Source organism: Psittacicella hinzii (assembly GCF_003585885.1).
GTDB lineage: Bacteria > Pseudomonadota > Gammaproteobacteria > Enterobacterales > Psittacicellaceae > Psittacicella.
The window spans coordinates 1-7,532 of sequence record NZ_NRHC01000084.1; the positions used below are offsets into that span (position 1 = coordinate 1).

The 7,532-nt window shown below is 34.1% G+C and carries 4 protein-coding genes; 2 read left to right on the forward strand and 2 right to left on the reverse strand.

Going from position 1 to position 7,532, the window contains the following annotated elements:
* Nucleotides 1-58: 58 nt before the first annotated feature.
* Nucleotides 59-892, reverse strand: coding sequence for a DUF805 domain-containing protein (locus CKF54_RS06350; RefSeq protein ID WP_119525525.1), 834 nt, complete (start codon nt 890-892; stop codon nt 59-61).
* Between the two features lie 170 nt (nt 893-1,062).
* The gene (gene rsmG, locus CKF54_RS06355) at nt 1,063-1,743 is read right to left on the reverse strand and encodes a 16S rRNA (guanine(527)-N(7))-methyltransferase RsmG (RefSeq protein WP_119525526.1); all 681 of its coding nucleotides are present in this window, start codon (nt 1,741-1,743) and stop codon (nt 1,063-1,065) included.
* Nucleotides 1,744-1,875: 132 nt separating this feature from the next.
* Here rsmG and truA point away from each other — a divergent pair, with 132 nt between their 5' ends.
* Nucleotides 1,876-2,727, forward strand: a complete 852-nt coding sequence (gene truA, locus CKF54_RS06360) for a tRNA pseudouridine(38-40) synthase TruA (RefSeq protein WP_119525527.1) — start codon at nt 1,876-1,878, stop codon at nt 2,725-2,727.
* Between the two features lie 956 nt (nt 2,728-3,683).
* Entirely contained in the window at nt 3,684-7,502 is a 3,819-nt protein-coding gene (locus CKF54_RS06365) for a filamentous hemagglutinin N-terminal domain-containing protein (RefSeq protein ID WP_119525528.1), read from the forward strand.
* Nucleotides 7,503-7,532: the final 30 nt, after the last annotated feature.

Sequence of the window (7,532 nt, forward strand, 5' to 3'; positions counted from 1 at the left end):
ACTTGAGGTTCTTTATTATTAGCAGTTTTGTCGAGAAAAATGTATTTTTCTCACGCCGTTATTTAGTTTTTTCGTCAGTTTCAGTTGTATCCTTAACTTCTTCTTTGTTTAAAGATACTTTAGCTTCTTCAACTTTAGAAGTTACGGCTTCTTTTACTTCTTCAACTTTAGAAGCTACTGTTTCTTTTGCTTCTTCAACTTTTTCCTCAGCTGTACTATGCGCCTCTGCAACATTGTCAGCTACTTTTTCAGCAGTTTGTGAAGTAACTTCTTTAGTCTCTTCGATTACATCTGCAAGTCTATCATTAGGAGCATCTGTAGTTTGGCTAGCTTTGGTTGTTTCTGTGGTTTGAGAAGCGCTAGTTGTAGAGCTATTTACTTCAGTTGAAGCAGCTTCTGTTGACGCTTCTTCAGCTTCAGGGAATACTTTTGGATTTCTATATTTATTACCAGCTACTTTTGTAGGGAATAAAGCCAGTAAAGATAAGACAAAAGTGAATAATAAGATTGTACAAGCATTTGAAGTTACACTTGGATAACTTGCTCTTTCAAAGAAAGCTGTTAAAGCGCAAAGAACGATAAATAAGATTACAATGCTTAAACCTGGTAAACCAAAATCTCTAACTCTTCTAAAAGCAGCTGCTAAATTAGCAAAAGCGTATAAACCTAAAGCTACCGAAAAGCTAGCAGCCACGGCAAGATCTAAATCGTAGTCATAGATATATGCCAGTGATACTACAAGAAAGCTTAAAATTAAGTAAGCAAAGAAAATGTAAACGCCTGTAAATAAGTTATATACAAAAAATTCACGACGTCTTTCACTTGCCTTAAATGAAAATAAGTGCTTGAAATGCGTGCACAAATTCTGATTTAGGTCTGGTCTTACTGTCATAAAATTAACCTCAATAAAATCAAAAAAAATAATCTAAACTATTCTTTTATATTAATACAAAACACTTTGTTAAGTTGTTATTTTTTCTCAAAATACTTAATTTAAGAAACGGAGAATGTAATGAGAATGTAACTTTAGTGTATTTTGGGGCTAAAGTATAAGTGACATAGTTAGCTACGCTGTAGAGTTACAAGGTAGCGCTCATTATCTTCAATACCAGGAACGATAATATTGTCAAGGCTAACTAAAGAAAAGCTTTCAGGCATAGTTTGTAACTCTTCTTGAGCTTTAGCACCTTTTAATAAAAGGTAGTTGCCTTGATCAGCAAGAAGATGCTGACATACTAAGGTCATACGATCTAAAGCAGTGAAAGCACGACTAGTAATACAGTCAAATTGCTGTTCGTTGTAGTCTTCAACTGTACTATGAATAATAGTTACATTTTTTAATTTTAAAGTAAGGACAACTTGACGTAAGAATTGAATACGTTTACCTAAAGAATCGAGTAGGTAAAAGTGCATTTCAGGGTTAGCTTTAGCAAAATAAATAGCTAGAGGGATCCCAGGTAAACCTGCTCCAGTACCCACATCTAGTACTTTGCTGTATTTAGCAAAATATGGAGCTACAGCTAAAGAGTCAACCACATGTTTGATAAGCATTTCTTCAGGATCTTTGATCGCTGTTAAGTTGTAAGCTTTGTTCCATTTGTGCATGAGCTCAAGGTAAGCAATTAATTGCTCTACCATCTCTTGATCAAAATGCTCTTTTAAAGCAGGTAAGCCAGTATCAATTATTCTTGCTAAAGTCTTGCTTAACTGTTCTTTATTTAGTGGAAGGAATTTTTGTGGCATAATAAAAACAAAAACATTGAGGTTGAGAAACTTTATATGTAGCCTAAATAGCTATACTTGGTTTAGTGTAAAAAACTATAGGTATTATAGCACCATTTTCCGTAAATTTAATATTAGCTTAGTGATAGCCAAATGGAAGATTTGAAAGATTTTACAAAATATTTACCTCCCGATTATCAAGAAAAAGAGTACTACAATGTAGTCATGTTAGTTGCTTATAAAGGAACTAACTATGCTGGTTTTCAAAGACAAGATCATGCAGTGACTGTACAAGGATCTTTAGAAAAAGCAATTAGCAAAGTGGCTAATCACCCTGTGGAAACTTTTTGTGCAGGTAGAACTGACGCAGGTGTACATGGAACTAATCAAGTAATTAATTTTTATACCAGTGCACAAAGAAGTGAAAGTGGTTGGCTCCGTGGGACTAATGTTCATTTACCAAGTGATATTCGTGTAGTTGCTTGCCATTTAGTAAAACTAGATTTTCATGCAAGGTTTAGTGCAATTTACCGTCGTTACAAATATGTAATTATGGAAAATAGTGATGGCGATGCGCATTTATATGAAGCTGTAACCTGCATTCGACAAGAGCTTGATATCGAACTTATGCAAGAAGCAGCTAAGCATCTACTTGGAGAGCAAGATTTTAAATCTTTCCAAGCAGCACGTTGTCAAGCAACTACAAGTAATCGTTGTATTCATCACGCGAATTTGTATCGCCAAGGAAATTTCTTAGTATTTGATATTCAAGCTAACGCGTTTCTTTATCATATGGTAAGAAATATTATGGGAGCCTTATTAAAAGTGGGACGTAAAGAGCTAAGTGTTGATGATTTTGCCCAGCTTATTAAAGCTAAAAATCGTAATCTCGCGCCAGCAACAGCTCCAGCTAATGGTTTATACCTTGTTGAGGTTGGCTACCCAGATGAGTATAGTTTTCTCTCTCCTAAAAAACTAGGACCTAGTTTTTTAGTAGAAGTTTAGTTTGAGATATAAGAGGAGTTCATTAAGTTTTAATACTAAACCTAATGTAAGTCATGATCTTAGCCATTACTTTTGGTTACTATAGGTTACTATTGGTCTAGTTATTAGATTTAACATTACTCACAATTTTACCTCTGATACAAGAGATTTATGTTAAAAAAATAGCTACTCATAGCAAAAACGAATTAGTGACAAGTTAATTCCCTGCTAGTTTTTGATTAATGATTAGCTTTGAAATTTGCTTGTAATCTACAGTTTTTGCAGTTTATCTTTATAAAAAATTACACCTAGATAATTAGGTATTTGTCTTTTTTACAAAATAAAATTTCCCGTAGCTAAGGTAAATGCCTAAGAAAATTAATTTAACCATAGTTAAAGTAAGGGAAAGTGAAAATCCTTTATTTTTCATAGGTAATAACTTTTTGCATTGCAGAGAAGAATTTAGTTTCTTCTCTTTTTTATTTGTATTTTTTGGGGTAAAACTTGACTGCACAGCTTGGTTAATTAAAATTTTTTGAAAAAATTTTTATTTGGATTTTTCTGTCATTTCTTTAAATTTGCGTTTAATTATTTAGATAAAGACGTAAGAATTGAATAATTTTCTTTGCACTTGTATTAAGATAAGTACACATGTAAAGCATTTATTCGTACATAAATTTGATTTTTGTGTGATTAAATGAGCTTTTTATTTGTCAAATAAATAGAAGAAATTAGAAAAATAACAATTAAATAAAAAATTAGTAATTAAATAGGGGAATTTTACTATCTTGTTTGGCAGAAAAAATTGAACTATAACGGACAATTTTACAATGATAGCTAATACCTTTTCGGCATAAATTACTAGTTTTTCTTTATGTTAATTTCTTCTAAGGTCACAAGTTTTATTTTTAAGTATGGCAGAAGCTTAAATTGAGAAATTTGTAAGGTTTCAATATCTAAAAGTACATGAATAAGCAATGAATAAAGTCTATAAATTAAAATATAACGCAAAGAAACAACTTCAAGTTGTTTCAGAGATAGCCACTAAAGCTGGTCCTGGTAGCACAGCTACGACAGCGACAACTGAAACTGAAAAATTAAGTTTCAATCCTTTAGTGAGCAATAGTATGGTAGCCGGCTTAACTGCAGGTTTAGCGGTTGCTACTGTTGGTATGGCACAAGCTGACTTAGGTCGTGCAGGAATGGAAGTTGTATCTGGTGCTGCAACTGCTATTGCTAATGGTGCTGTAACAACAATTACTAACTCTCACAATGCAATTATTAACTGGCAAAAATTTAACATTAATGAAAATGAAATTGTTAAATTTATCCAGCAGTCAACAGATTCAGCTGTATTAAACCGTGTTCTTGGTGGTGAGCTAACAAAAATTCTAGGTACTTTACAGTCTAACGGTAAGGTATTTATTGTTAACCCAGCTGGTATCGTGTTTGGTGAAAAATCTGTAGTTGATGTAGCTTCATTAGTAGCTTCAACTCTAGATATCACAGACGAAGATTTCCTAAGTGGTAATTATGTATTCAACCAAGAGAAAGACCAAGCAATCGCTCAAGTACTTTCTCAAGGTATGATTAAAGTAAATGACGATGGTACTTTAGCTTTAGTTGGTGGTAAAGTTGTAAATACAGGTGTACTAGAAGCTAAAAATGGTTCAGTTTACCTATTAGCTGGTCAAAGTATTACAATCCAAGATTTAGATAACCCACTAATCTCTTATAAAGTATCTGCAGAAAATAAAGCGGTTAACTTAGGACAAATTGTTTCTAAGCGTGCGACTTTATTAGGTAACAAAGTAGCAAACGGTTACACATCAAGCAATGAATTTGCGGATGTTGTAAGTGGTTATGCAACTTCTGCAACAAATGCTGTAATTAATGCAGACGGAGAAATCGTTTTATTCGGTGCTTCAGAAGCAAATGAATTACAAACAACAGCACAAACTAATTTAGAAGTTAAAGGTGTAAGAAATAGTGTAGTTTCAAACACTGGTACTTTAGACGTATCTAATCCAACAGGTAAAGCTGGCAAGATCAAGGTTTTAGGTGATAAAGTAGAAGTAGGTTCAACTGCAGTTATCGATGCTTCTGGTGAGGTAGGCGGTGAAGTTTTACTAGGTGGTGATCACTTAGGTAAAGGTAGTGTGAAACTTTCTACTGACACAAAAGTAGAAGCAGGTGCAAAAGTAAATGCTTCAGCAGAAAAAGAAGCTGGTTCTATCTATGTTTGGGGTGATAACGCTAGAGTAGAAGGTGAGTTCTTAGCGACCTCTGAAACTAGCTACGGTGGGGTAATTGAGACTTCTGGTAAAACTCTTGAAACTCCATTCGATAATTTCTTTGTCTCAACAGCTTCACAGGCTGGTCGTGAGTATTATGGTACTTATATAATTGACCCAGATCGCATTTTTATTGCTAAAGACAATAGAGCAATTAATACCTTAAGAAGTACTTATGGTAGAGGTGGAACACCATATACTGAAAGTCAAATTAACAATCTTTTAAGAAATAGTAACATTGATACTTACGGTACTTTAGGGGTATACATCTCTGGAGTAAACATTTCTTCATCTAAAGGAAGTGGTCGCTTTGCGGTGTACTCTACAGGTGGTAAGGCGTTAATTGAAAACTCAACAATTAATTTAAATGGTTGGGACTTTGTTGTATATGGTCAGACTGGTATGACCATCAATGGTTCAACAATCAACGTTCGCCAATATACTATTGGTACTGGAGATAAAAACTCTTACTACTCTACAAGAAACGCAGATAAACTAAATATCGGTTTAACAGTTTCTGATTCTACAATTACTTCAGCTTCAGGTTCTTACAACTTCATCCGTGCAAACGCATGGGGTGGTTTAACTTTCAAAAATACTAACTTAAACACAGTTGGTGGAACCATTGACTTACAATCTAACGCTGACAATAATTGGGATAACTTAAACGTTAAAGCAGGTAACTTTGTTATCTACGAACAATCTTCAAATAAAGATACAATTACCTCAAATATTAAAAACTCTAATTTTGATGTAAGCGGTAGATGGTTACTTCAAAATAAAAACTCTAAGCTAATTCTTGATAACACTAGCTTAAATACTGGAGTTTATGGTTTTGAAACTAATGATATTACTGTACAAAATAGTAGAGGAATTGCAAAAACAATTAACTTCCGTGCTAAATCAGGTAATTTATTAGTTAAAGACTCGAACTTCAAAACAAATTCACAAACCTCTTTACTATCTGATGTTGGTGATGTTAATTACCAAAACACAACTTTAGACATTGGTTCAGGTAGCTTAACAGTTAGTGCTGGTAACAATGCAACATTAACTAACAGTAAATCAGAATTAAACTTAATTCTGAATGATGATGCCAATGTTCATGTTCACGGTGGTAATACTGCAAAAGTAGATTCTGTATCTCTAAAAGCACAGAATGTATCTGTAACTGGTGGTGTTGTAAAAGTTAAAGCTTCAAACTTTGATGCTGCAAATGTTAATTTATCAGCTGTAGAAAGATTAGAAGCTGCAGATAATACCTTAAAAGGTTTAGATTCAGTAACCTTATCATCAGATAACTCTGACGTTTTAGTTGTAGATAATAGAATTATCACAGACGGAGATTTAAGTGTTTCTTCAAATAAAAACGTGGAAATCTTCGGTGGTAAAGCAGAATATACTTTAGGTGAAAACTCTAATTTAAATGTTCGCGCTGGCGAAACTGCAAGAATTGGTAACTTTGACGTTTCTATTAATAGTATCAACGTTGCTGGTAACGATGTAGTTTTAACTGACAATGATTTCCAATTAAAAGAAGAATTTGTTGTTGATGTTGAAAATACCGCTAAATTAGTAAATACTAGCGTACAAGTTGATACTGGTCGCATTGCAATTGATGCTAAGAAAGGTCTTGAGATCTTAGAAAATTCTAAGTTACAAGGTACAACTGTTAGCGTAAGCTCAAGCGAGGGTGAGGCGACAATCTCTAACGCTACTTTAGTAGGTACTCAAGGTGAAGTTGATGTTAATGCAACATCTGTAGCTCTTAAAGATGTAAGAATCAAAGGTGTAAATGCAGTTAACCTAACTGCAACTAAAGGTGACTTCTCAAGTGAAAGAGTAATCAAAACTGATGCTGCTAACCTAAACGTTAAAGGTAAAAACTTAATCTTTAAAGATTCAAGATATAGCGGTAACGATACAGGTTATGCAACTTTAACTTACACTGATTCTCTTTCTACGGTAAATACTACTTTTAGAAGATATATCCGTGATTATGAAACTGGTACTGGTTTATATCAGTGGAACTCTGGAGCAGAAACAGATAATTCTGATGTAGCTTACAAAGATGGTTACGCAACAGGTACTGGTCTATATCAATGGAACTCTGGAGCTGAAACTGAGAATCCAGATGTTGCGTATCAAGATGGTTATGCAACAGGAACAGGTCTGTATCAATGGAATTCAGGAGCTGAAACAACCAACCCTGATGTAGCTTATAAAGAAGGTCATAAAACTGGTGACGCTCTAACTCAAGATGAGTATGAAACTGGAACTGGTTTATACCAATGGAATTCTGGTGCTGAAACTCAAAACCCAGACGTAGCTCATAAAGATAGCTACGCAACTGGCACTGGTTTATACCAATGGAATAGTGGTGAAGAAACTACGAATCCAGATGTAGCTAACAAAGACAGCTACGCAACAGGCACAGGTCTATACCAATGGAATTCAGGTGCTGAAACTCAAAATCCTGATGTAGCTAACAAAGACAGCTAAGCAACAGGCACTGGTCTATACCAATGGAAC

Coding starts and splice junctions, on each gene's coding strand:
- CKF54_RS06350 (WP_119525525.1), bottom strand. CDS start 892: ATGACAGTAAGACCAGACCTAAATCAGAATTTGTGCACGCATTTCAAG.
- truA (WP_119525527.1), top strand. CDS start 1,876: ATGGAAGATTTGAAAGATTTTACAAAATATTTACCTCCCGATTATCAA.
- CKF54_RS06365 (WP_119525528.1), top strand. CDS start 3,684: ATGAATAAAGTCTATAAATTAAAATATAACGCAAAGAAACAACTTCAA.
- rsmG (WP_119525526.1), bottom strand. CDS start 1,743: ATGCCACAAAAATTCCTTCCACTAAATAAAGAACAGTTAAGCAAGACT.